A 21749-nucleotide genomic window follows, 5' to 3' on the forward strand; every position below is an offset into this window, starting at 1 on the left:
CGGCCGGTGGCGGGGTCTTTGCTGTTGATGGACCCGCGCCAGGCTCGCGAGGCACGAGGGGCCGATGGTCTACGCACTCGTGCGAACGGGGCCGGACGCCGTGCCGGCTGGGCACTGTCCCGGGGGCTGACCTCCGCGTTCCGAGGACCAACTGCAACCAGAACTGCAACCAAATGAAATCAGCCCCGACCTGGCGAGAGGTCGGGGCTGACTGTTTTGCCTGTTCAGGCCAGCGGAGGATGCGAGATTCGAACTCGTCACGGGGTGAACCCGACACGCTTTCCGAGCGGGCGCGAGGGCGGGTCGGAAATGTGCTTGACGGCCGCCGGTCTGTGGCGGTCGGATGGCGACTCATGAGCGCGGTTCCGATGCATCCCGATCTGCATCCCATCGACGAGGAGCTCGTGCGGCGGTTGGTGGCGGGGCGGTTTCCGCAGTGGGCCGGGGCGGCGGTGCGGCGGTTCCCCTCGGGGGGCACGGTCAACGCGATATACCGGCTCGGCGACGACATGGTCGTACGGCTCCCGTTGGGCAGGAGCGGGGCCGAGGACGTGGCGCTGGAGCGGGAGTGGCTGCCTCGACTCGCGCCGCTGCTGCCTACGGGCGTTCCCGAGGTGCTCGGGGCCGGCGAGCCCGCCGAGGGGTATCCGTGGCCGTGGTCGGTGTACCGGTGGCAGGCGGGCGGGAATCCCGAGGCCGGGGCGTTGGCGGAGCCCGCGGCGCTCGCCGAGGACCTTGCCCGCTTCGTGGCGGCGATGCGGGCCGTCGACCTGCCGGACGCGCCGCCCGCCTACCGGGGTGGGCCGCTCGCCCGGCTCGATGCCTCGACCCGGGCGGCGATCGAGGAGTTGCGCGGCATCCCGGAGGAGGGCATCGACTGCGACGGCTTGCTCGCCGTGTGGGAGGACGCCCTCCGGGCCCCCGCCTGGGACGGGCCGCCGTTGTGGCTGCACGCCGATCTGATGCCGGGCAATCTCCTGGTGGACGGTGCCGGCCGGCTGACCTCGGTGATCGACTTCGGGTGCATGGGCGTTGGTGATCCGGCGTGCGATCTGTTCCCGGCTTGGAATCTGCTGCCGGCCGGGGCGCGGCAGGTCTTCCGCGCGGCACTCGACGTGGACGACGCGACCTGGCGCCGGGGCCGGGGCCGCACCCTCTCCCAGGCCGTGATCGCACTGCCGTACTACCGCACCACGAACCCGGCGATGGCCGACAACGCCCGCCACGTGATCCGGGCCGTGCCGGAACGGGATTGATCCCGGCGCCATTCGACCATGTTCGGTGGCGGCGGCAATCGGGGTGGTGGCGCCGGGAAGACACCGGCCCGGCTCGGATGCCTTCGACCATGCCCGGCGGCAATGTCGATCCTTGACATCAAGTGCGCTTGAAGTTCTAGGTTCCGGGTTCGAGACGAGCGTCCGGGGCGGACTCGGGCGGCACGGCGGATACGGACGGAGCGCGGCGGACATGGCGACGTACACCGAGATCGAACGGGCGTACCTGCTCGGCCAGGGCCTGGGGCGATTGGCGACCGTGGGACCCGATGGCGAGCCGCAGGTGCGGCCCGTCGGCTTCCGGCTCAACGAGGACGGGACCGTCGACATCGGCGGGCCCAAGCTCAGCGCGAGCCAAAAGTGGCGCAACGCGGAGCGTAACTCGGCCGTGGCGTTCGTCGTGGACGACATGACGCCGGACGAGCCGGGGGCGTTCAAGCCGGGCTGGGGGCGCGGGGTGGAGATCCGCGGCCGGGCCGAGCTGCTGCGCGACCACGAACCGCCGCTGGCGGTGGGGTTCTTCAGCAACGAGGTACTGCGGATCCACCCCGAGCGGGTGATCGGCTGGAATCTCGAGGACGGCGGCAGCGGCACCGGTTCCTGACCCGAACGAATGCGGGCACGCGGAGCACCCTCCGGGCGCCGCCACACCCGGCACGATACGCACGCGGCCGGTCGCCGCCGCCCGTCGTCGACCCGGAGCGCGGGGCGCCCGGACCGTCCGGCGGCACCGGCCTTCCGGACCCGACCCGTCCACCCGCCCCGAGCGAAGCGCGACCGCACGCGGACGGCCCGGGCGGCGTCGACCCTCCCGATCCGTCCTGCCCCGAGCATGCGCGACCGCACGCGACACTCCGCCCCACCCCGAACAAAGCACGAACGCACCCAGAGCGTCCCGGCCCCATCGCCCCCGAACCGCCCCACCCGAGCGGAGCGCGATCGCGCGCGCGACACTCCGACCGGCCGACATCGCCCGGCTGCCCGGGCGATGTCGGTCCGCGTGCCTACTGTGGCCGTATGAAGATCCGCCGCGTCGTACCCAGCGTCTCCGCCACCGAACTCGGCCCCAATCGGGACTTCTATCAGGACTTCCTCGGCTTCGAGCCGGGCATGGACGAGCCCGGGTTCCTGATGTTCCGCTCGCCGAGCAATCCGACCGCGCAGGTGATCGTGGTCACCGACGAGTGCGACTGGGACGCCCAGTCCGGCCGCACGGCGATGTCGATCGAGGTCGAGGACGTCGATGCGGCCTATGCCCAGGCGCGCGATCGGGGCTACGAGATCGTGTACCCGATCACCGACGAGGCGTGGGGTGTACGCCGCTTCTTCGTCCGCGACCCCAACGGCTACGTGCTCAACATCAACATGCACATCGCCGACCGGGACTGAGCCCGCCGCCGCCCGACGGCCGGCCCCTCCGGCCGAGCCGCCGGGTCACCGACCGCCGATCGAGGCGCCCAGCGCGTGACCGCCGAAGCCGTCGTCCGCGTGCTGGGCGGCCCACCAGTCGACCATGTGCTCCGCCGTCATGACGGTCCAGTCCGGGGTGTCCTCGACCATCGCGTAGCCCATCGCCCGGGCCACCCGGACCAGGTCCGCGCCCGCCGGTTGCCGCTCCGCCCGGTAGCGCGCCAGCACGTCGTCCCATGAACCGTCCCGGCCCACCTCCCGGCACGCGGTCTCGAAGGCCACCGCGTCCTGGATGCCCTTGACCGCGCCGCTGGCCACGTGCGGACGGGCGATCGCCGCCGCGTCACCGGCGACCAGCGCGCGCCCGCTCGTATAGGCGTCCACCACCAGGTCGTTGATCGGCTGGATCAACGTCTCGCTCTCGGGTGTGGCGGTCACCAGGTCGGCCCAGAACGGCGGGAAGTACTTGCGGGCCAGTTCCAACAGCGCCGGACGCGGGTTGTCCGTGCCGCCCACGGCGCTGTACAGGCCCCACGACAGCCGGTCGCCCTCGCTGCCCGGAATGCGGTACATCACGCCCTGGCCGTTCGGTATGCAGACCGAGATCAGGTGATCCATCGGCTCGTGCTCCCACGCACAACTCCCGCGCCACATCGTGTAGCCCGCGTATTGCGGCACGGCGTCCGGGAACAGCGCGCTACGCACGGCGGAGCCGTACCCGTCCGCGCCGACCACCACGTCGTAGTGCTCCCGGGTGCCGTCCGGCAGTACCACCTCGCCGTCCTCGCCCAGGGTGACGGGCGTGCCGCCGCGGTAGTCCACCTCGGCCGGCACCCGGCGGCGCAACCCCTGCCACAACTGGCCCCAGTTGTACATCCGGAAGGCGGCGGACTGGTCCCAGAGCAACCGCCCTCGCGGTGAACTCCCGTCGTCGACGAGCCACTTGCGCCCGACCACGTTGCGCCACGGGGTGCTGTCGTCGATGTAGCCGGCCGCCTCCAGCTCCACATAGCGGTCGACGTGCAACGCGATGCCCACGCCCCGGTCGGCGAGTTCGCCGGTGGTGCGCTCGTACACGGTGACCTCGGCCCCGCCGCGCGCCGCCGCCAGTGCGAAGGCGCAGCCCGTGATACTTCCGCCGACCACGGCGACCCTGCCTATCGGCATGCCCATCTCCCCTTGTCCGCATCCGACTTCGTACGGATGTCCGAACGCGTTGGCGTCCGGAAGGACCCTACGGGATGTCGGCGGCAATCCGATCACGGACAACGACCAGTTGGGCTCGCCGAGTTTCGTCGAACCGAATCTCGGCCCACTCCGTGCTTTCGTTGACCGGAAGTCGACACCGGTCCTCGATCAACGCGGTCAGCCGCGGCAACGCACCGGCCGCATGCCGCCCCATGTCCGCCAACACCGGCAGCGCGTGCGCGCCGACGTACTGATCCCCGGCCACGGCGGACAATTCGGCAACGAGCCGATCCGCGATCCCGGTATCCGCGACACCCCGGTGTCGCCAAACAACCCCGGCCAACTCGTACTTGAGCACCGACTCGGGCTCGAACAGGGCCATCGCCTGCCGACCCTGACGCTCGGTCAACCCACCGCACATCCGGGTCCTCGGCCGCGAGCAGCAGCCGCACGATGCGATGGCACTCGTCCTCGTGATCGTTGCGAGCCAATCGCCACGCCCAGGTCGAGCCCCAGGATCGGGCGCCGGGGCCGACTCGACGCACCGCCGCCGGCAGATCGGCCGCGATCGCCTCGTTCAGCGCCTGTAGCCATGCCCACGGCACGCCTTCCACACCCAGCAGCCCCAGCGCGGCCACCACCCGCACCGCCGGATCGCCGTCCTCCAGGAGTTGCGTGAGCACATCCTCGAACGCACCGGCTCGCCCGGGCAGGGCCGTCACGCCCGCCACCCGCACGTCCGGATCGGCCAGGTCCGGCAACCGCGCCGACACCGTCTCGGCATCCTGCGTCGCCACGAACAGGTCCGCCGCCGCGACCCGCACACCCGGCTCCGGGTCCACCACGTACGCTGCGGCGCGCTCGCCGACGATCGGCCAGGTTTACCCGAACTCGGCCGGCGAACACAGCAGTTCGATCGCGCTCACCCGCGCCTCGGCCGCTCCCGCATCGGCGAGGGCGAGCAGCAGCCCGGTCACCGGTCCGTTTCGGTCCGCGCGTACCGCCTCGAAGATCGCCGTGCGCCGCACACCCACCGTGGCCGCCGCGCCGGAGGTCACGGCCCGTTTCGACATCTCTTCATCGGTCATCGTGCCCGACGGTGTCACATCGGGCCGGTCCGCCCCAGCCGATCCCGCCGGCCGTCAGGGGCGCTCGGCTCCCGTCCCGGCGCTGCCACAGGCTTCCTCGCCCTGCGGTCGCCCGGCCGGCTCGGGCGGGGTCGCGGGCGTCGACGCGGTCAGGTGCATCGTCATCCGGACCACCACGCCCTCGGCACACTCCGCCACTTCGACCTCGTCGCACAACGCGCGGGCGATCCACAACCCGCGGCCGGGGGTCTCGTGTTTGTCGGTCAGTCTCGGGAAGGCCCGCCGTCGGCAGCCGTTGTGCTCCTCGCTACTCGCGTGGATCTCACACACCACCCGGCCCATGCGGGGCACACAGCGCAGCAGGGCCGGCTTCGAGCCGCTCGTGACCGCACACGCGGCGATCTCGTGCACCGCCAGGACCAGACAGTCGGGTCGGTCGTCGGCCAGGCCGACCGCGTCGGCGTGCCGGCGCACCACCGCGCGCACCAGGCACAGGTCCGAAGCACCGAAGGGCAACACCTCCACCGGACCGCCGCCGGTACAGGCGCGGGCGTGATCGTGCTTCGGGCCGGTCACTGCGCTCCCCCACTACGCTCCCCGGACGGACGGTCCCCGTCCACGATCAAGCCACCGGTGCCGCTCCAGCCGAGCAGGTCGAGCACCTTGCGTACGGCCGGCCCCGGAGCGCGCAGCACCAACCGCCGGTCCGGGCTCAGCGCGGCGGCGGTGCGGTACAACGATTCCATCGCGCACAGGTCGGCGAACTCCAGCGCGGACAGGTCGACCACCAGGTCACGTCCCGACTGAGCCGCCGTGGCCCTCCGCAGCGCGTCCTCCAACAGGGCGCGGGTCGCCACGTCGGCCTCGCCGATCAGTCGCAGACCCCTGGTCGTGTCGGCGACCTGGAGGCTGGGCGGACGAGCGCGCCCGGTGCCCGCGACGAGCGGGTGCAATCGTTCCTGGGCGTCGACCTGGACGGAGCTGAACTCGCGCGGATCGTAGAGGCAGAAGCCCATCGCCTGACGGCCGGGAAGGCCCAGACCCGCGAGCCGTTCGAACTCGTGCAGGTCGTCGTACGCGACGCCACCCGCCGGGCCCCATGTCATGTCGCCGCACACCCGCAGGCCCCGAAAGCCGTCCGCCAGTGCCTGCTCCACCGCGGTGAAGAACGTCTTCGCCATCCCCTCGGGCGAGAACTCGCCTTCCCACAGCGGCGTTCGGCCGACGTCGACGACCACGAGCGAGCCGTCGGCCTCGCGTTCGGCCGGCCATGTGGGTCCTTCGGAGAGCGTACTCATCAGCCAGGTCCGGTCGCGCCGACCGAGCAGGCACAGCACTCGGTCGTCGGCGGACAGGCCGTCCCGAACGTAGCTGTGCACCGCGAGCCGGACGATCTCCTCGTCGGCCGACACGAAGCAACAGTGGCTTCCGTATGCCATCGATCCCACCGCGGCCACCGTGGCCCCGGCCTGGGAAGTGTCCATCTGCGTATGCCCCCTGGTCCTGGTGCGCCGCGGGCGGACCCGGGCGCTCGTCCCGATCCAGACCGTAGACCCACCAGGTGGTGTCATCGAGCGAAAACAGTCCAGAAAGCTTCTTTCGGGGGTATCGGCCGCCCGGTCGAGGCACAATCGTTGGTTCCCGGTCACCACCTCGACCGGGCTCCGAACCGGCGCCGGGGGCGGCGACGTCTGCTCCGTCGCGGTGTCCGGTGCGATGCCTCGATGCGCCGCGGGAACTCTCGTACGGGACCACGGGACCACGGGACCACCGGGCCACCGGAACGCTCGGACCGCTCGGACGTTTCGGCGGGGCGGCAAAGGGCCGTGCCGGGCGCCATGACAGGGCGCACGCCGCCGGGCGCGGCAGCGGCCTCCTCGCGACCGCGACCGCGATCGCGAACCCGATCGGGTGACGCCGACATCGGTTGGCCCAATACCACCCGGGTGCCGACCGTTCGGCGACTAGCGTCCTGACGAAACCCACTCGTCCCAGGGAAGACATTGACCACGCATGCCCCGGCGCAGCGCGCCATCGGGCCCGACTCGCCGCGCGTCGACACGGTCGACATGACGCCCCGTCAGGCCATTCGGAAGAACCTGCAAGGAGTTTGCTGAGCCATGCGCGTCGCCATCACCGGAGCAACCGGATTCCTCGGTCTCCATCTGCTCCGCGAACTACTCGACCGACACCGCACGATCACCGTGCTCTCGCACGCGGGCTCGCGCGGCGCGATCGACCGGATTCGGGCCTTTCTGGAAGTCACCGCCGCTCCCGACGAGTTGGTGCGGCGACTCCCCGAACGGCTGCGGATCGTCGAGACCGACCTGACGCAGCCTCGACTGGGCCTGTCCCGGTCGGACTTCACCTCGCTGGCCGATTCGATCGATGTGATCTGGCACTGCGCCGGCGATCGCCGGATCGACGCGACGTTGGCCGAGCTGCGTCCGGTCAACGTCGAAGGCACCCGGCATCTCCTGGAGTTGGCCGAGGTCGGCCGGCGTCGGCCGCGCATGTTGCACATCAGCACCGCGTATGTGGCCGGTTCCCGGCGCGACGGCACGGTGAAAGAGGAACTGCCTGACGACTCGGGCGGTTTCGAGAACGACTACGAGCGATCCCGGTACGAGGCCGAGGTGCTCGTCCGGGACTGGGCCGCACGATCGGGCCGGGCGGCGATGATCCTGCGGCCGACCACGCTGGTCTCCGACCGGCCCGGCGTGCCGGGAAATGCGCTGCGATACATGGTCGAACGAGCCGAGGCGACCGCCGGTTGCGCGGCGCTGGGCTGGGCGGCGCGGTTGCCGCGGCGGATCCGGCCGGTCCTGCGCCTGATCTCGGCGCCGGAGGGCCGGCTCAACTTCGTGCCGGTGCACGAGGCCGCTCGGGTGATGACCAGGCTCGCCGACCTCGCCGGATCGGGTGGTGTGGACGTCTACCACGTACGGCATCCGCACGACGTGCCGATCGAGGTCGTGCGCGAGGTGTTGGCCGAATTCCTGCCGGTCCGGCTGCGGTTCGTGGCCGAGCCGCCTGCCGGGCCGACCGGCGTGGAGCGGCTCGCGGAGGCGCACACCGCGTTCATGCCGTATCTGACGCACCGTCGCAGCTATGACGACTCGGGTGTGCGGGCGCTGCTCGGCGAGCCGCGCTCGGCCGTCGGGATCGACCGGGACTACCTGGTGGACTGCGTCCGGCCGGGTCGCAGCGGGCGGCGGGTCGGCGCGCAGCGGCACTCGCACCCCGAGCACGGTCGAGCCGAGCGGGCCGAGCGGGCCGGGTCGGTCGAACTCGGGTGTGTGTTGCGCTTTCGCGGCCTCGCGCCGACCGTCGAGGATCTGCGCGAGGCGGTGGCGGCGCGGCTGTGGCGCGTGCCCACGCTCGCGTACCGCACGGACGGCGGCCATCGCCGACGCGGCCCGCTGGATCCGGCCCGGCACGTACACGCGCACCCGGTCGGTCCGGATGGCCTCGGCACCGCCGTGGACGAAGCGCTCGCGGCCCGGCTGCCGCGGGATCGGCCGCTGTGGGAGGCCCGGCTCGTACACGGCCACGCGCACGACGAATGGGCGGTGATCGTCAAGGCGCACCCCGCCCTGCTGGACGGCGCGTCGGTGGTCGAGGTGAGTCGGCGGCTGTTCGGCGTGGAGCCGATCGACGCCGCGCCGGCGCACCCGGCGGCGGTCGGCGATCCGGGCGCGTGCGCGCGCGTACGGCGCCTGCTCCCGCCGGCCACCCGGCCGTTCGCCACCCGGGGATCGACCGGCACGCGGCGCCTGGCCTGGCTGGGCCTGGACGCCGAGCGGCTGCATCCGGCGGGGGCCGACCAGGACGCGCTGTTCCTCGCCGCGCTCGCGGGCGCGCTGCGGGACTGCGCCGATGTCCCGTGGCGGCGCGGGCCACGACCGGTCTGGGCGCTCGTACCGACCCCTTCCGGCGCGGCGGAACCGGGCGCGCACGCCCGGCCCACGCGGGTGCGGCTGCCGTGCGACCAGACGGATCCCGCACGACGCCTGGCCCTGGTCACCGAGGCGATCCGGGCGGCGCACCCGGCTTCCGGCGCGCGTTGGCACGCGCGGGCGGCGACGTCACCGTGGCAGGTCGACCTGGTGGCGGGCCCGATCCACCGGTGGCTGCGCCGACCGTACGCATTCCGCGGGTCGCCGCTGATCGGCGCGGTCCCCTTCGGCGGCCTGCCCCGAGGCATGCCGTTCGGGATGTTCCTCGCCACCTTCGAGGACACCCTGTACGTCAGCGCCGTCGCCGACACCGGCCTGCCCGCGGAGTTGGCCGAGTCCCTGTGCGCGTCGTGGTCGACGGCCCTGGACGAGCTCACGAGGGACTGAGGCGCGGCGCGGGGGTCACCGAGGCGAGGCGGTGTTCGGAGTCGGCGGAGACGGTTGCGGGCTGCTTGCTCGGCTTCGCGCCGACTTTGCGGTTGCCATGGCCTTCTCCTGCGGTGGCAGGTTCGATCTGCCGCACGTCCGTCCGGGCCGGTACTGCCCCACACCCACGAGCGGGGCACCCGGCCTTCGCCCCCACCCGCTTCGGCGCGACCCGGTTCGGTCCGGTCAGACCAGGTGTCGCCACACGTCCGCGTCGGCCGTGGTGCTCCATGTCGCGTCGCCGTGGCCGTAGTCCGGGACGACGGTGAAGCTCACCTTCGGGTTGCCGCCGGCCCGGATCAGGTCGGCGCCGAGCGGGTGGTCGCCGCGGCCCAGGGCCGTGTTCACCCAGGTGACCTCGGCGTCGATGGCCGCCCAGTCGATCCGGTAGACCGACTCCTCGCCGGCCCAGATCGCGGTCAGGTCGCGGAGCAGCGCGGTCGGGATCAGGCCACCGCCGAACCGCGCGGTGGCCTCCGCCCACACCGACAGCGGACCGTGCGCGAGGCCGAACCGGTCCTCGGCCGGCGTCGCGCCGAAGGCGAAACTCCCTGCGGCGAAGCCCTGTTCGTAGACCCAGTTGGTCGGTCCCGGCAGGCTGCTCGTATGGATCAACGCAAAATGGGCGAGTGCCGCGTTGGTGAACCTCGTGTTCGGATCGACCGGTCGCGGCACCGCCGAGGCCCCATCCGGGTCGCCGACCGCGCGCGCGAGCAGGCCCTTGAGGCCCGGGTCGTTCGCGTACGTGCCGGCGGCGAGCTGCCGGTCGAGCGCGGCCCTGGTCCGGGCGGCGCGGATCGCCGGGTCGCCCTCGTACGGCCCGGTCGTATCCAGCACCATCACCCGCCGCAGCCTGGCCGGCCGGTCCGCGGCGAGGTCCAGCGCGAGCGCGGCACCCGCGGAGTGGCCGAGCAGTTCGTAGGGCACCCGCAGCGCCGAGTCGACCGCGTCGATGATCTTGTGCGCGTCCCGCTTGTGCGCGGCCAGGCCCCATGCGGCGGTGAGGTCGGCGGGCGCCGCGTCGTTCTCGCGCGGTGAGATGCCGATCACGAGATAGCCGCGTTCGCGCAGGTGGTGGGTGAGGTTGTGGGCGGTGGGGGTGAAGAAGTTCGAGGAGAAGTCGAGGCCGCCGCCCGGGAGCAGATAGACGAGCCGGCGCGGCAGATGTCGGGTGTCCGCGACCACGTCCACCACCAACGGCACGGCAGCGTCCCGCACTTCCAGCCGGGTCCGGGTCCACTCCGGGCCGTGCTCGCGCCCACGCACCTCGAGGTCGCCGCCCAGTGCGCCGGCGATACGCTCCGCCGCCGGCTGCGCCCGCGCGCTACCCGCCCCCAGGCCCACCAATGCCGGAGCCGCCAGCACCGCCAACGCCTTCCTACGCCGCATCCCGTCTCCCAACCTCGCCCCACCCCAGCCTGCCCACCGTCCCCACCCCACAAGCCCCCGGCACCCCGCAACACACCGGCCACGGAACCGGGTTCGATGGGCGCAACGGGCACGACGCGACGAACGCGGCGGACGTCGGCGAACGCGACGAACTCGGCGGGACGCGACGAACGCGGCAAGAACGCGCCGAGCGCAGCGCACCACGGCGATGTCGGCCACCCCGGGTGATGGGGTGGCCGGCGTCGCGGTTGTGGGGCGTGCGGGGCGCGTTGCGGGGGCAGTGGCTTTCGGGAGGGCTTGCCGACTAGTCGGGGTCGACGGTGGCGGTGGCGGAGGTGAAGTCGGCGAAGCGGGCGGCGGCGATCAGGTGGGGGTCGCCGGTGCGGAGTGCGTCCTCGACCAGGGCGGTGGCCAGCGCCGGGTCCCGTCGGGCGACCGAGAGGTAGGGCAACGCGCGCAGCACGGCGCGGCGTTCGTGGGCGTCGCCGCGCCAGTACAGGGTGCGCAGGTGGGCGGACAGGTCGCCCTCGGGGGTGCGCGTCGCCAGTTCGGCCAGGGCCAGCACGCGCGCGGCGTCGTCGCAGGTCCAACCGGGCAGCCCGATCAGCGGGGCCCGGCCACATGTGCGGCCGGCGGCGGCGAACACGGTGAAGTCGGCGAGGGTGGGCCAGTCCTGGCTGCCCGGTTTGGCGGACGCGGTGAACGCGCTTCGCAGAGCTGCGATCGGCGGGTGGGGCATGGGCGGATTCCTCCCGGTGGCGGCGATGCGGAGTACGCATTCGTGGCTGTGCGTTCCCCATCCGCAGTGATCGCCAATCGACGAATCGCAGGCGGACGCATCGGCCCACGCCGGACGTACCGGCGACATACGTTTCAAGCCGATTCACATTTCCGGCAAAGCCTACGAATTGCCGCAAACAATCGCCCCCGCACCCGGTACCGCCCACGCCCCGCCCGCACCACCCGGCCGCGGAGGCGCACACGGCGCGCGTACGGCGCAAACTTGACCTTCAGCGAACCGTTCGCGAACCGTTGGCAGGCTGACGTGGGCGTTCGCGAGATCTACCGTTGGTCCATGGTTCGTGAACCGCTCGTCGAGGTCAGTGTCGTGATCGCCGCGCCCGCCGAGGCGGTCTGGCATGCCCTCGTGGACGCGGACACGCGCGCCTTGTGGTGGAGCTACCTGGACCTGGACGCGCGGGTGAACGGCCGGCTGTCCGAGCGCTGGAGCGGAGCCGACGGCGAGGCCCGACTGACCACCGGTCGAGTGGAGGCGCTCGACCCGTGCCGGCTGCTGCGGTTCACCTGGGCCGACGACGACTGGCCGGTGTCCACGACGGTGACCATCGAGCTGACCCGGGCCCGCCCGGGTACCCAACTCCGGGTCCGCGAGACCGGCTGGAACCGCCTCGCGGACGGCCCGAACCTCGCCGCCGCACACCGCGACGGCTGGGGCGCCCACGTCGAAGACCTCCGCCGCTTCACCGAAGCCGCCGGTGGCCCCCGCTGATGACCACGCCCCCACCCGGGCTGCACGGCAGGCAGGTCGGCAACCGGTTCACCCGGCAATCACCGAGACATCGACCGCCCGCCCGTCCGGATCGGTCAGCCGGTGCCGCCCCGCCGGGAGCGGCGAGGTCTCCAGCGTCAGGCCGAGTCGCAGATATCCGGTGAGCCGATCGGGCCGCGCCGGATACAGCTCCACCACGACACCGTCGGCAAGGGTCGCCGCGTAGTGCTCGGGGCCGGTCCCATGGCACTCGCGGACCAGATCGAGGCCGAGCGATGCGTAGAAGTCGCGGCACGCATCGAGCCGCGACGTATAGACGACGATCAGTCCCAACGACATGGCCGCCAGTCAAGCACGGCACCGCCCGCCCATCCGACCCTCCCGACGCGAACCGACCCTCACCGGGACCGACGACCCACGGACCACGACCCGCCACGCACCACCCACGACCGACGACCCGCGGTCGACAACCCACGCCCGACCCGTGGTCGCCGACGGTTGACGTCGGCACGGGCGGTAGTGTTTGTGCCGCCGCTCGGAGGACGAACGGCGGAGCGAGCCGACGGCGGCTCGTGCGACCGGTTCGGCCGGTGGCGCGGTCGCGCGGCTGCACCACTTTTGGGAGTCATCGTGTTGAACGCCCTCGGCGCCCTCGCCGAACTCACCCCTTTCGTCGTGGTCGCGGTCGGCTTCACGTTCGTGATCCGCGGCATCCTGCGTGCGGACCGGCGCGAGCGCGAGCACTACGCCAAGAAGGACGCCGAGGCGCAGACGCACTCGTCCTGACCGTTCGGCGTTCGGCGTTCGGCAGTCGTTTCCCGGCGGTCGTCCCGAGGGCCGACGTCCGAGGTGCCGGTTGTGCCCGCCGATTGCCCGGCCCCGAGCCGGACCGACCCGCCCGCCGCGCTTCCGGTCCGCCCACGGATTGCGTGCGTAGGTCCCGGATACGTCGTCACTCCTCCCCGACGTGAACGTCGAGGCTTCCCGCCATGCCGGGCCCGCGTCGCGACGCCCCGCCCCGCCCAGGTCTCGGCGGACCCAGCCCCGACCAACCCAGCCCCGCCCCCGCAGCACCGCGAAGTGCTCCCACCGCGTCGGCACGCACGGTGTGGCCGCAGGCAACGCACCGGAGCCTCCCCCGCAGGTCGGTCATCCTCCGGCGTCGCGCCTGCCGGTACAGCCCGGCTGCCCGCCGACACGCTCCACGTCGCCCGCTGCCTCACCGCGGCCCGAATGAGACCCTGCGGCGGCGGCGCGATCAGTACGTACGCCCGCCCTCCCGCCGCACACGCCCGACCGCCCGGCGACCGGCGACCGGCGCCGCACATCGACCCTCGTGTCATTGCCCGGGCAACCCACCGCGCCTCCCCGGCCCCGAATCCGCCGCGCTCCGACCCCCTACTGCGGTATCACTCCGGAGTTGGCGCCGCGGTGTGATGCCCGCCGCCGACTCGGCTCCTACCTTGGGAAAACGGCGCCGATCCCGGCACCGAGCATCGAGCACCAACCGCGAGCGTTCGCGCACCACGCACCGCGACCGCGTAATCGTGGGCACACCCCGAGGACCCGCCATGACGCTCACCACCGCCCGCCACGTCCCCACCCGCTCCCGCGTCCGTCGTGCCCATCCCGCGCTGTGCCGATTCGCGCCGAATTCGGTGCGCGAGGCCGCTCGACGCTCGGCGTACGCGCTGATCGCGCTCCCGCTGGGCCTGCTGAGCATCGGCCTCGTGCTGACCGGCCGGTCGTCCCGCGCGGCCCGACTCCGACTCGCGGCGGCGCGCCGGTTCCTGGACCCGGGGTTGGGCGTGGCCGCCGGTCGGGACGCCCCCGGTGCACTGCGGGTGCTGCGCTACACCCTGCTCGACACCGCACTCGGCATCCCGACGCTGCTCCTGGCCGGGTACGCGTACGGCAACACGCTCCGCAACCTGACCTACCCGATCTGGTACGGCGACACCGACTATTCCGACGCGTGGGGCGGGCCGACCCTGGCCGGGGTCTGGGCCGTGCACTCGATCGGCGGGCTCGCCTTCTTCGCGGTGTGCCTGTGCCTGATCAAAGTGCTCACCGACGTACAGGCGAGGTCGGCCCGCCGCGCGTTCGGTCCGTCGGCCTGATCCGCGCATCCGCACATCCGTCACCCGTACGCCCGCATCCGCACCCGCACGCCGGTACGCCCGTACCCGCACGCCCGTTCGCCCCACCGCGGAGAGCGCCATGACCACCACCCTTGCCCGGCCCGGTCAATCGGGCCCTCCGGGCATACCATCACCAACCGTGGAGACCGTTCGACCCTCGATCGTCCTGGCCACGCTGCGCGAGGCGATGTCGCCGAACTCGGTGGCCCCGCTGCCGCACACCCGCCGCACCACGTTGGTGTTGTCGCTGACCGCGCTGGCGGTCGCCGTGGTCGGGTGGTTCGACCTGTACCAGCACTACGACCCGCACGGCCCCGGCGTGACCGTCGCCGCCCTCGCCCGCGCGGTCCCGGTCCTGCTGTGCCTGTATCGCCCGCTGGGGGCCTGGTGGTTGGCCCTGGCCGCGGCGATCGCGACGGCGGTGCCGACGCACCCGGTGTCCGACGCCGAGCCGTGGCCGTGGGCGGTGACCACGGTGATGTCCCTGGTCGTGGTGCTGACCGTGATCGCGCTGCGGGCGCCGCGCCGCGTATTGGTCGCGCTGTGGCTGATCCTGCTCGCGGCCGGCACGACCCTGGTGCTGATCCGTGGCCCGGTCCGGCTCAGCGATCTGTTGCCGATCACGATCCTGTCCGCGCTGGCCCCGCTCACCGCCGAGGCGATCGGCAGCCGAGGTGCCGCCCAGCGCCGCCTGGTCGTGGTCGAGGAGATCGGCCAAGCCGAACACGCCCGGCGTACCCTCCTGGAGGAACGCACCAGGATCGCCCGCGAGTTGCACGACGTGGTGGCCCATCACATGTCGGTGATCACCGTGCAGGCGGACAGTGCGCCGTATCGGATCGCCGACCTACCGCCCGCCGCCGTCGACGAGTTCGGCTCGATCGCGGCCGAGGCGCGCCGCTCGCTCACCGAGATGCGCCGCCTGCTGCACGTGCTGCGCCAGGACGCGGACGCCGGCGCCGAGCACAGCCCGCAACCGGGCCTGGCCGAACTGCCCGTACTGATCGAGACCGCGCACCGGGCCGGCCTCGACGCACACCTGTCCGTCGCGGACGGCGTGCCCTCACCCGACCGGGTACCGGTGGGTGTGCAGCTCTCCGCGTACCGGCTGGTCCAGGAGTCGCTGAGCAACGTGGTCCGACACGCGCCGGGCGCAACGGTACGGGTCACCGTGACCGGGGACACCTCTGCGCTGCGGATCACCGTCCTGAACTCCGCCCCCAAAGCACCCGGAACGCCCGGAACACTCGGAACGCCGGGAGCACCGGGAACAACGCCGGGAACGGCAAAAGCCGCAGGCGCCACAGGAGCCCTCCGCAGACCCGTCGAGGCCCACGACCGCACCGCAGGCACCGAACCGACCGGCACAGGTACCGGCCAGGGGCTGATCGGCATGCGCGAGCGGGTCGCGATGCTGGCCGGCGAGTTGCGCACCGAGGCGCTGCCCGACGGCGGCTTCCGGGTCGCTGCCATGCTTCCCCTACCACCGGCCGACGCGACACCGGCCCCGACCACCCCCGGAGCGGCATGACCACCCTAGTGATCGCCGACGACCAGGCAATGATCCGCGCCGGCTTCGCCGCTCTGCTCGCGGCGCAGCCGGATCTGGAGGTGGTCGGCGAGGCGGCCGACGGCCGCGAGGCCGTGCGGCTGACCCGGGAGGCTCGGCCCGACGTGGTCCTGATGGACGTTCGCATGCCGATCCTGGACGGCCTGGCCGCGACCCGCGAACTGCTCGGCGAGAAGGGCGGGTTGGACGTGGTGCCGAAGGTGTTGATGCTGACCACGTTCGACATCGACGACTACGTGTACGAGGCGCTGCGGGCGGGCGCGAGCGGATTCCTGCTCAAGGACGCCTCGCCGGCCGACCTGATCGCCGCAGTCCGCATCGTCGCGGCCGGCGACGCACTGCTCGCGCCCTCGATCACCCGCCGGCTGATCGCCGATTTCGCCCGCAACCGGCCGATCACCCGCGCGGGTTCGACCCGTCTGGGCACCCTCACCCCGCGCGAGACCGAGGTCCTCGGGCTGATCGCACAGGGCCGCTCCAACGGCGAGATCGCCGCCCATCTCGTGCTCGCCGAGCAGACGGTGAAGACCCACGTGAGCCGCATCCTGGACAAGCTCGACCTGCGCGACCGCGCCCAGGCGGTGGTCTTCGCCTACGAGAGCGGCCTGGTCACCCCGGGCACACCGTCGTAGGGCTCCGAACACCCAGGGCGCTCCCTCGCGGGACTCCCGCCGATCCGGACCCTCTCGACGCAGGACTCCGAACAACCCGAGCACCGCAGGCCGGTCGACCAGGCCTGCCCCGTCCCCGCCCCCGCCGCGGAGTCGCGCCGTCGGCGCACCCGGGCAGCCCGGAGCGGGCCCACCGAAGCCGACACCGACACCGACACCGACGCCCCCGCGTCGGCACCGGTGTCAGCGCCGTGCGGGTACCCGCGCCGGCATCGGCATTCCGCGGAGTTGCCCCGGTTCAGTCCGTAGGCAACCCCAACAGCTTTGCGAGCTCCGGGTCGACCGGCCCGGTCGGACCGACCAGGTCCTGGTTCTCGGGCCGAGCCAGGCGGGTGGGGTCGGCGAGGATGTTGATCTCGACGATCTTGTCGCCGACGATGGTGAAGTCCATCACCCCGAACGCGCGGCCACCCGGCGCGTTCAGCAGGCCCGGCGCGCCGTTGATCAGCACGGGTCGGGCGTACTGCGCGAAGCGGGCGAAGCTCAGCGCCTGCTCGACCACCGCGCGGGCACCGCGGACCAGTTGCGACACGCCGATCGGGCCGCCACCGGTGTCGGCGCGGAGCAGGACGTCGGGGTCGAGCAGGTCCAGCAGCGCCTGGAAGTCGCCGCCCCGGGAGGCGGCGAGGAACGCGTCCACGACCCGGCGCTGGCGGGGCAGATCCGGCTCGGGCGCGGCCGAGGCCCCCTGTACCTTGCGCCGGGCCCGGCTGGCGAGTTGCCGGGTCGCCGCGGTCGACTTGTCCACGATCGGCGCGATGTCGTCGAACGGCATCGCGAACATGTCGTGCAGCACGAAGGCGAGTCGTTCGGCGGGCGGGAGCGTGTCCAGCACGACCAGCATGGCCAGTCCGACGGAGTCGGCGAGTACCGCGAGTTCCTCGGGGTCGGCCCCGTCCGCGCGGGAGAGGATCGGGTCCGGCACGTGGGTGTCCCACATGTCCTCGCGCCGGGACTTGCGCGAGCGCAGCATGTCCAGGCACACCCGCCCGACCACCGTGGTCAGCCAACCGCCGAGGTTGTGCACATCGCTGATGTCGGAGCGATCCAGGCGCAGCCAGGCCTCCTGGACCGCGTCCTCGGCTTCGCTGAGCGAGCCGAGCATGCGATACGCCACCGCCCGCAGGTGGCTCCGGTTCTCCTCGAACCGTTCGGCCAGCAATTCGTGCTCCGTCATCGTTCGTTTCTCCCGTTCCCGTTCCCGCAGCGCTGTGACCGGCGGTTTCCAGACGATATGACACCCGGAATCCACCACCCCGACGCCCCGCCCACGGCCTGCGCCGACCGGGCTTCACCCGCACGGCCCGCCGGCCGCGTCGGTGGTGAGGGACTTCCCGCCGATCCACCCGCAGAGCTGTCCCCGGGGCCGAACCCCTGGTTGCATGGGCGCGGCAACCGGGATCAAGGAGGCGAGTGCGTGCCCAGGCCACGGCGGAACATGCCCGTGCGGCGTGGCGCGCTACCGCCGACCGTCCTCGCCCTGCTCGCCGCCGCCTGCTGCGCGGCCTGCGGCGACACCGCGGCCGCGGCCCAGGATCGGGAGATCACCGGGTATACGGACGGCATCGTGTCCGCCACGGCCGGCCGGCAGGACTGGCCGGTCGCCTTCGAGTTGGCCGTCGGCGTGACCACCGCGCCCGAACGGCCCCGGGTCACCGATCGCCTGCCGCAGGTGGGCACCGCCCCACAGGGTGCGACGTTCGTCCTGATCGGCCTGCACGCCGCACTGCGCCCGACCGCTGCCGGCGGCGCATCGGGCTGCACCTTCGCCTACGGCCAAAAGCTCGCCGACGAGGTGGTGCTGCGCCTGCCGGACGGCCGCCGCGTCCCGGTCCTGAACGCCTCCCCGCAGCCGAATCCCTACCTCGCCTCGGTCGAACTCGCGTTCCAGGTCCCCAGGTCCTTCCGCACCGGCACCCTCGACCTGACCCCGACCGGCACCCTGCACGCGACCTGCCCCACCGGCCCGACCGACATCCCGCTCACCTTCCCCACCCACCACTTCACCCTCAAGACCGACTGAACCGAACCCAACGGCCCGAGCCGAAGCGAACGGCCCGAGCCGCAACGAGCGGACCGAACCGAACGGGCCCGTCCCGGTCGACCTCACCCGATCCACACCAGATTGATCACGCTCACCATCACCCGGTTCTCCTGCACGATGTACGTGGCGAACCCGTGCGCCGCGAACGCCGCCTCCAGCGTGTCCCTGAGGCCCCCGCTCATCCGCGCCCCCGCATTCCACGGGTCGTTCCGCAACCGCCGCTCCAGTTCGGCCCAGGCCCGGCGCGCGGTGGCCGGCAGGGTGCGCCGGATCGCCTCGGCCTCGACGTGGTACTCGACGCCGTAGTTCACCGCTGCGCCCGGAACAACCGGTCCACCCGCGCCGGAACGATCCCCGACAGATCGCCGTCCCGAATCCGCCGGGCCCGCTCCAACACGGCCTCGTAGTCCCCGTTGCGGTGGTGGACCAGCCGCCGCTGCCACGGGATCAGCACGCTCGCCAGCTGGGCCAGATCCCCCGCGTCACGCGCATGGTCCAGCGCCCGGCCGTACTCGTCCTCGAACTCCTCCCGCGCCCCATCCGGCAGTTCGGCACGCAACTGCCCCGGCGTGGGCCACAGCGCGCCGCCGGTATGGATGGTCACGTCCGGGACGGATGGATCACGAGGTGCGGTCATGCGCCCAAGCGTCGCACCACGCATCCGCCCGACACCGAGGCACGCCGAAAATCGCTGCCGCCGACACCGCCGGCGTCACCCCGACACGGCCCGGACGGCGCCGCTGCGCAACCCGCACCACTTCGACGCGGCCGGCAGGGCCGGCTTCAGCCGCCCGAACCGCTCACATCCTCAACTTCTGCCAGGCCGTGCGCAGCGCCTCCAACTCGCGGCGCGGGAACGGCCGTCGCCAATCGGCGTACCAGCCGTCCTCGCCGAGGTCGAAGTCCACCCGGTCGAAGCCGCGCAGCACGCTTCGCGCAAGCAGCTCGATCGGGTGGCGCGCCTCCCACAACACGTCGCCGGGCCGGGTGCGCACGGCCGCGTCGGCGTATTCGACGATCCGCACGTCCACCGCGTCGCCGTCCGGACTCAGGTGCCACAGATAGCCGTTCGGTTCGGCCTCGAACATCACCTTGTGGTCGTCCGGTTCGCCGAGCGCGAGTCGAGTCACCGCGCCGATCAGTTCCTCGGGGGCACAGGTGATGTAGGAGACGACCAACTGCGCCTCCCCGGAGATGTCGGCGATGGTGCAGTCGGCCCAGCCGGAACCCGACAGGGTCCAGGTGAACCACAGCGATCCCTTCATTCCGGACATGTTGCCGGCCGACCCGAGCCGCGGCCCGGGCGCGGCCCTAGGATCGCCGGATGGACCGCACGAATCTCACCCGGCCGGGCGGCGACTGGGATGCGCTGCGCCTGGACGTGCCCGAGTCGGCGCGGCCGTCGCTGCGCCTGCTGGCGGCGCACAACCGCAGATTCGTACTGGTCGACGCCTCGGTTGAGGGCGCTCCCGACGCCGACGCACCACCGCTGCTGCTCGCCGAGGTCGACGCCGGCTGGTTCGGCGTGGACTACCGCTGTCCCACCCCGTACCGCTCCCCGTTCGCCCCGCTGCGCGCCGCCGAGGCACGCGCCCTGGGCACCCCGAACGACCCTGCCTGGTATGCCCGTTGGGCGCATCGCATGGCGGACGAGCTGAGCCGGACCGGGCCGCTGTACGGGGGTGAGTGGCTGCTGTCGCGGGACATGGATCGCACCCGGCTGCGCTTCCCGGAGTTCGCCCTGCCGACGCTGCCCACCTGGCCCGAGGGGCACATCGACTTCAACGCACACACCTATCACTACTGGGAGATCATGCCGCTGCGCCCGCTCGCGTCGGCCGAGCACGGACGGGTCAAGGCGTATCGCAAGCAGGTCCGGGACGGTTCGCTGCCGCCGGTCCTGGTCTGGTGGATCAGCATGTTCCAGACGCACGTGGTCCTCGACGGCCACGACCGGCTCGCCGCGTCGCTCGCCGAGGGCCGGGTGCCGCCGCTGCTGGTGCTCTCCCGCCCGACGGAACACGACGCCTACGTGGCAGGCCCGGTGGGCGGCTACGAGCAACGCATGGCCGCGATCGCCGGGGTTCCCGAAGGCGCCGTCGGGAACGCGGTACGCGACGCGGGCCGGCAACTCGCCCGGGACCTGCACCGGTTGCGCGAGGGCTACGGCCTGACTCGGGCCTGGCCGCTCAAGGGCGGCGTCCCCGCGTGGCAGCGCCTGGTCGAGCGGTACGCCCCCGACTGGACGCGCTGAAGCGCGGCGCACCGCTCGACTCCGGGTCGGCCCGGTCGGTACCGCCACGGATCCGCACATCCAGCACGGCCGCCGCACCCACTCGCCGATCGCGCACCGCCTCGGCCCGCACCGCCGCGTGATACAGCAGCCCCGGCCCCGGCCCGCCGGGGGCTCCCGCACCCACCGGGCCCATCTCGCGCGGCACCCGGTAGCGCACGGTCCACACCACCTGCGCCCCCGGTCCGATCGGCACACCCGGCTCCGGCTCCACCACCACGACCCGCTCCGCGTCGAACACCCGGACCCGGAACCGCTCGGCCGCACCCCCGCGATTACGCACCACCAGCCGCGCCTCGACCACGTCCCCGGGGGCCGCCGCCACCCGCGCCCGCTCGAATCCGACCTGCACCGCGAGCGCCGGATCCCCGACCCGCTGCCCGGCCAGGTCGGCCCCGCACAGCCGCCCTTCGCAATACCCGTGGCGCTCGTCCGCAACCGAAGTCCCACACAGTCGGCAGTACCCCGTCACACCCATGGCTGCCTCCGAACGTCGATCCCCCGCCACCGAAGACGCCCGTCGGCCACCCCCCCGTTCCGCCCGCACCCCCACATAAGGGAACCCCCTCTCCCCTCCCTTCCCCCCAACCGCATCCTGCACTAACGTGCGCCCACACCCACGACCCGACCACCCCCGATCCACCCCACCCAGCACTAGAGGACACCCGTCCGCACAACACCCGACCACACCTCGAACCACCGGTCCACCAACCCCAATCACCCCGTCCGGCGCTTGAGGACAAGCCGTCCGCAGGACACCCCAACCGCAAGCAAGGCACCCGGCCA

The 21749-nt window shown here is 72.6% G+C and carries 24 protein-coding genes; 11 read left to right on the top strand and 13 right to left on the bottom strand.

Translation table 11 applies throughout. From position 1 onward, the window contains the following. The first annotated feature begins 353 nt into the window (after positions 1-353). From ACFZBU_RS33490 to ACFZBU_RS33500, 3 genes are all read left to right on the top strand, one after another. Positions 354-1256, top strand: a complete 903-nt coding sequence (locus ACFZBU_RS33490; protein ID WP_391587470.1) for an aminoglycoside phosphotransferase family protein — start codon at positions 354-356, stop codon at positions 1254-1256. A 211-nt stretch (positions 1257-1467) separates the two neighbouring features. Continuing rightward, a complete protein-coding gene (locus ACFZBU_RS33495; protein ID WP_391587471.1) occupies positions 1468-1878 on the top strand; it encodes a PPOX class F420-dependent oxidoreductase in 411 nt (136 codons plus the stop codon). A 413-nt stretch (positions 1879-2291) separates the two neighbouring features. Then, complete coding sequence (locus ACFZBU_RS33500; protein ID WP_391587472.1) at positions 2292-2663, top strand: VOC family protein; 372 nt, start codon at positions 2292-2294, stop codon at positions 2661-2663. Positions 2664-2708: 45 nt separating this feature from the next. Here the strand turns inward: ACFZBU_RS33500 and ACFZBU_RS33505 are convergent, their stop codons facing one another. From ACFZBU_RS33505 to ACFZBU_RS33525, 5 genes are all read right to left on the bottom strand, one after another. Then, a complete protein-coding gene (locus ACFZBU_RS33505; protein WP_391587473.1) occupies positions 2709-3851 on the bottom strand; it encodes an FAD-dependent monooxygenase in 1143 nt (380 codons plus the stop codon). 67 nt (positions 3852-3918) lie between these two features. Next, positions 3919-4281, bottom strand: a complete 363-nt coding sequence (locus tag ACFZBU_RS33510; protein ID WP_391587474.1) for a hypothetical protein — start codon at positions 4279-4281, stop codon at positions 3919-3921. Positions 4282-4753: 472 nt separating this feature from the next. Then, positions 4754-4960, bottom strand: a complete 207-nt coding sequence (locus tag ACFZBU_RS33515; RefSeq protein ID WP_391587475.1) for a hypothetical protein — start codon at positions 4958-4960, stop codon at positions 4754-4756. A gap of 54 nt (positions 4961-5014) precedes the next feature. Continuing rightward, a complete protein-coding gene (locus tag ACFZBU_RS33520; RefSeq protein ID WP_391587476.1) occupies positions 5015-5536 on the bottom strand; it encodes an ATP-binding protein in 522 nt (173 codons plus the stop codon). Then, positions 5533-6444: an MEDS domain-containing protein gene (locus tag ACFZBU_RS33525; protein WP_391587477.1), complete on the bottom strand. Its 912-nt coding sequence runs from the start codon at positions 6442-6444 to the stop codon at positions 5533-5535. The genes ACFZBU_RS33520 and ACFZBU_RS33525 overlap by 4 nt, the downstream gene beginning before the upstream one ends. A 636-nt stretch (positions 6445-7080) precedes the next feature. Between ACFZBU_RS33525 and ACFZBU_RS33530 the strand changes: the two genes are divergently transcribed. Beyond that, the gene (locus tag ACFZBU_RS33530; RefSeq protein ID WP_391587478.1) at positions 7081-9306 is read left to right on the top strand and encodes an SDR family oxidoreductase; all 2226 of its coding nucleotides are present in this window, start codon (positions 7081-7083) and stop codon (positions 9304-9306) included. A gap of 225 nt (positions 9307-9531) precedes the next feature. On the opposite strand, the gene ACFZBU_RS33535 is transcribed toward ACFZBU_RS33530, so the two are convergent. Together ACFZBU_RS33535 and ACFZBU_RS33540 are read right to left on the bottom strand one after the other, a co-directional pair. Further along, positions 9532-10734 carry an alpha/beta fold hydrolase gene (locus ACFZBU_RS33535; RefSeq protein ID WP_391587479.1) on the bottom strand — a complete coding sequence of 401 codons (1203 nt, stop codon included), beginning with the start codon at positions 10732-10734 and terminating at the stop codon, positions 9532-9534. 304 nt (positions 10735-11038) lie between these two features. Next, positions 11039-11473: an EboA domain-containing protein gene (locus tag ACFZBU_RS33540; protein ID WP_391587480.1), complete on the bottom strand. Its 435-nt coding sequence runs from the start codon at positions 11471-11473 to the stop codon at positions 11039-11041. Positions 11474-11809: 336 nt separating this feature from the next. Here ACFZBU_RS33540 and ACFZBU_RS33545 point away from each other — a divergent pair, with 336 nt between their 5' ends. Further along, positions 11810-12244, top strand: a complete 435-nt coding sequence (locus ACFZBU_RS33545; protein ID WP_391587481.1) for an SRPBCC domain-containing protein — start codon at positions 11810-11812, stop codon at positions 12242-12244. 48 nt (positions 12245-12292) lie between these two features. On the opposite strand, the gene ACFZBU_RS33550 is transcribed toward ACFZBU_RS33545, so the two are convergent. Further along, positions 12293-12583 carry a VOC family protein gene (locus ACFZBU_RS33550; protein WP_391587482.1) on the bottom strand — a complete coding sequence of 97 codons (291 nt, stop codon included), beginning with the start codon at positions 12581-12583 and terminating at the stop codon, positions 12293-12295. Between the two features lie 291 nt (positions 12584-12874). Between ACFZBU_RS33550 and ACFZBU_RS33555 the strand changes: the two genes are divergently transcribed. The 4 genes from ACFZBU_RS33555 (at position 12875) to ACFZBU_RS33570 (ending at position 16587) form a co-directional block, all read left to right on the top strand. Continuing rightward, a complete protein-coding gene (locus ACFZBU_RS33555) occupies positions 12875-13030 on the top strand; it encodes a hypothetical protein (RefSeq protein ID WP_391587483.1) in 156 nt (51 codons plus the stop codon). Between the two features lie 785 nt (positions 13031-13815). Further along, a complete protein-coding gene (locus tag ACFZBU_RS33560) occupies positions 13816-14364 on the top strand; it encodes a hypothetical protein (RefSeq protein ID WP_391587484.1) in 549 nt (182 codons plus the stop codon). Positions 14365-14524: 160 nt separating this feature from the next. Further along, on the top strand, positions 14525-15916 hold the full coding sequence (locus ACFZBU_RS33565; RefSeq protein ID WP_391587485.1) for a sensor histidine kinase: 1392 nt from the start codon (positions 14525-14527) through the stop codon (positions 15914-15916). Further along, the gene (locus ACFZBU_RS33570) at positions 15913-16587 is read left to right on the top strand and encodes a response regulator (RefSeq protein WP_391587486.1); all 675 of its coding nucleotides are present in this window, start codon (positions 15913-15915) and stop codon (positions 16585-16587) included. Before ACFZBU_RS33565 ends, ACFZBU_RS33570 begins: the two co-directional genes overlap by 4 nt. A 277-nt stretch (positions 16588-16864) precedes the next feature. Here ACFZBU_RS33570 and ACFZBU_RS33575 read toward each other — a convergent pair whose 3' ends face one another. Next, positions 16865-17803, bottom strand: coding sequence for a sigma-70 family RNA polymerase sigma factor (locus ACFZBU_RS33575; protein WP_391587487.1), 939 nt, complete (start codon positions 17801-17803; stop codon positions 16865-16867). 240 nt (positions 17804-18043) lie between these two features. Between ACFZBU_RS33575 and ACFZBU_RS33580 the strand changes: the two genes are divergently transcribed. Beyond that, complete coding sequence (locus ACFZBU_RS33580) at positions 18044-18649, top strand: hypothetical protein (RefSeq protein WP_391587488.1); 606 nt, start codon at positions 18044-18046, stop codon at positions 18647-18649. A gap of 83 nt (positions 18650-18732) precedes the next feature. On the opposite strand, the gene ACFZBU_RS33585 is transcribed toward ACFZBU_RS33580, so the two are convergent. The 3 genes from ACFZBU_RS33585 to ACFZBU_RS33595 form a co-directional block, all read right to left on the bottom strand. Next, on the bottom strand, positions 18733-18981 hold the full coding sequence (locus ACFZBU_RS33585) for a hypothetical protein (RefSeq protein WP_391587489.1): 249 nt from the start codon (positions 18979-18981) through the stop codon (positions 18733-18735). Next, on the bottom strand, positions 18978-19307 hold the full coding sequence (locus tag ACFZBU_RS33590) for a DUF6247 family protein (protein ID WP_391587490.1): 330 nt from the start codon (positions 19305-19307) through the stop codon (positions 18978-18980). Before ACFZBU_RS33590 ends, ACFZBU_RS33585 begins: the two co-directional genes overlap by 4 nt. A gap of 163 nt (positions 19308-19470) precedes the next feature. After that, positions 19471-19935: a hypothetical protein gene (locus ACFZBU_RS33595; RefSeq protein ID WP_391587491.1), complete on the bottom strand. Its 465-nt coding sequence runs from the start codon at positions 19933-19935 to the stop codon at positions 19471-19473. A gap of 59 nt (positions 19936-19994) precedes the next feature. On the opposite strand from ACFZBU_RS33595, the gene ACFZBU_RS33600 reads away from it, so the two are divergent. Next, positions 19995-20924 (top strand): hypothetical protein, encoded by a 930-nt coding sequence (locus ACFZBU_RS33600; protein ID WP_391587492.1) that lies wholly within the window; start codon positions 19995-19997, stop codon positions 20922-20924. Here the strand turns inward: ACFZBU_RS33600 and ACFZBU_RS33605 are convergent. Further along, entirely contained in the window at positions 20860-21441 is a 582-nt protein-coding gene (locus ACFZBU_RS33605; protein ID WP_391587493.1) for a hypothetical protein, read from the bottom strand. The genes ACFZBU_RS33600 and ACFZBU_RS33605 overlap by 65 nt on opposite strands. Positions 21442-21749: the final 308 nt, after the last annotated feature.

Source organism: Embleya sp. NPDC008237, from assembly GCF_042956465.1.
Taxonomy (GTDB): Bacteria; Actinomycetota; Actinomycetes; order Streptomycetales; family Streptomycetaceae; genus Embleya.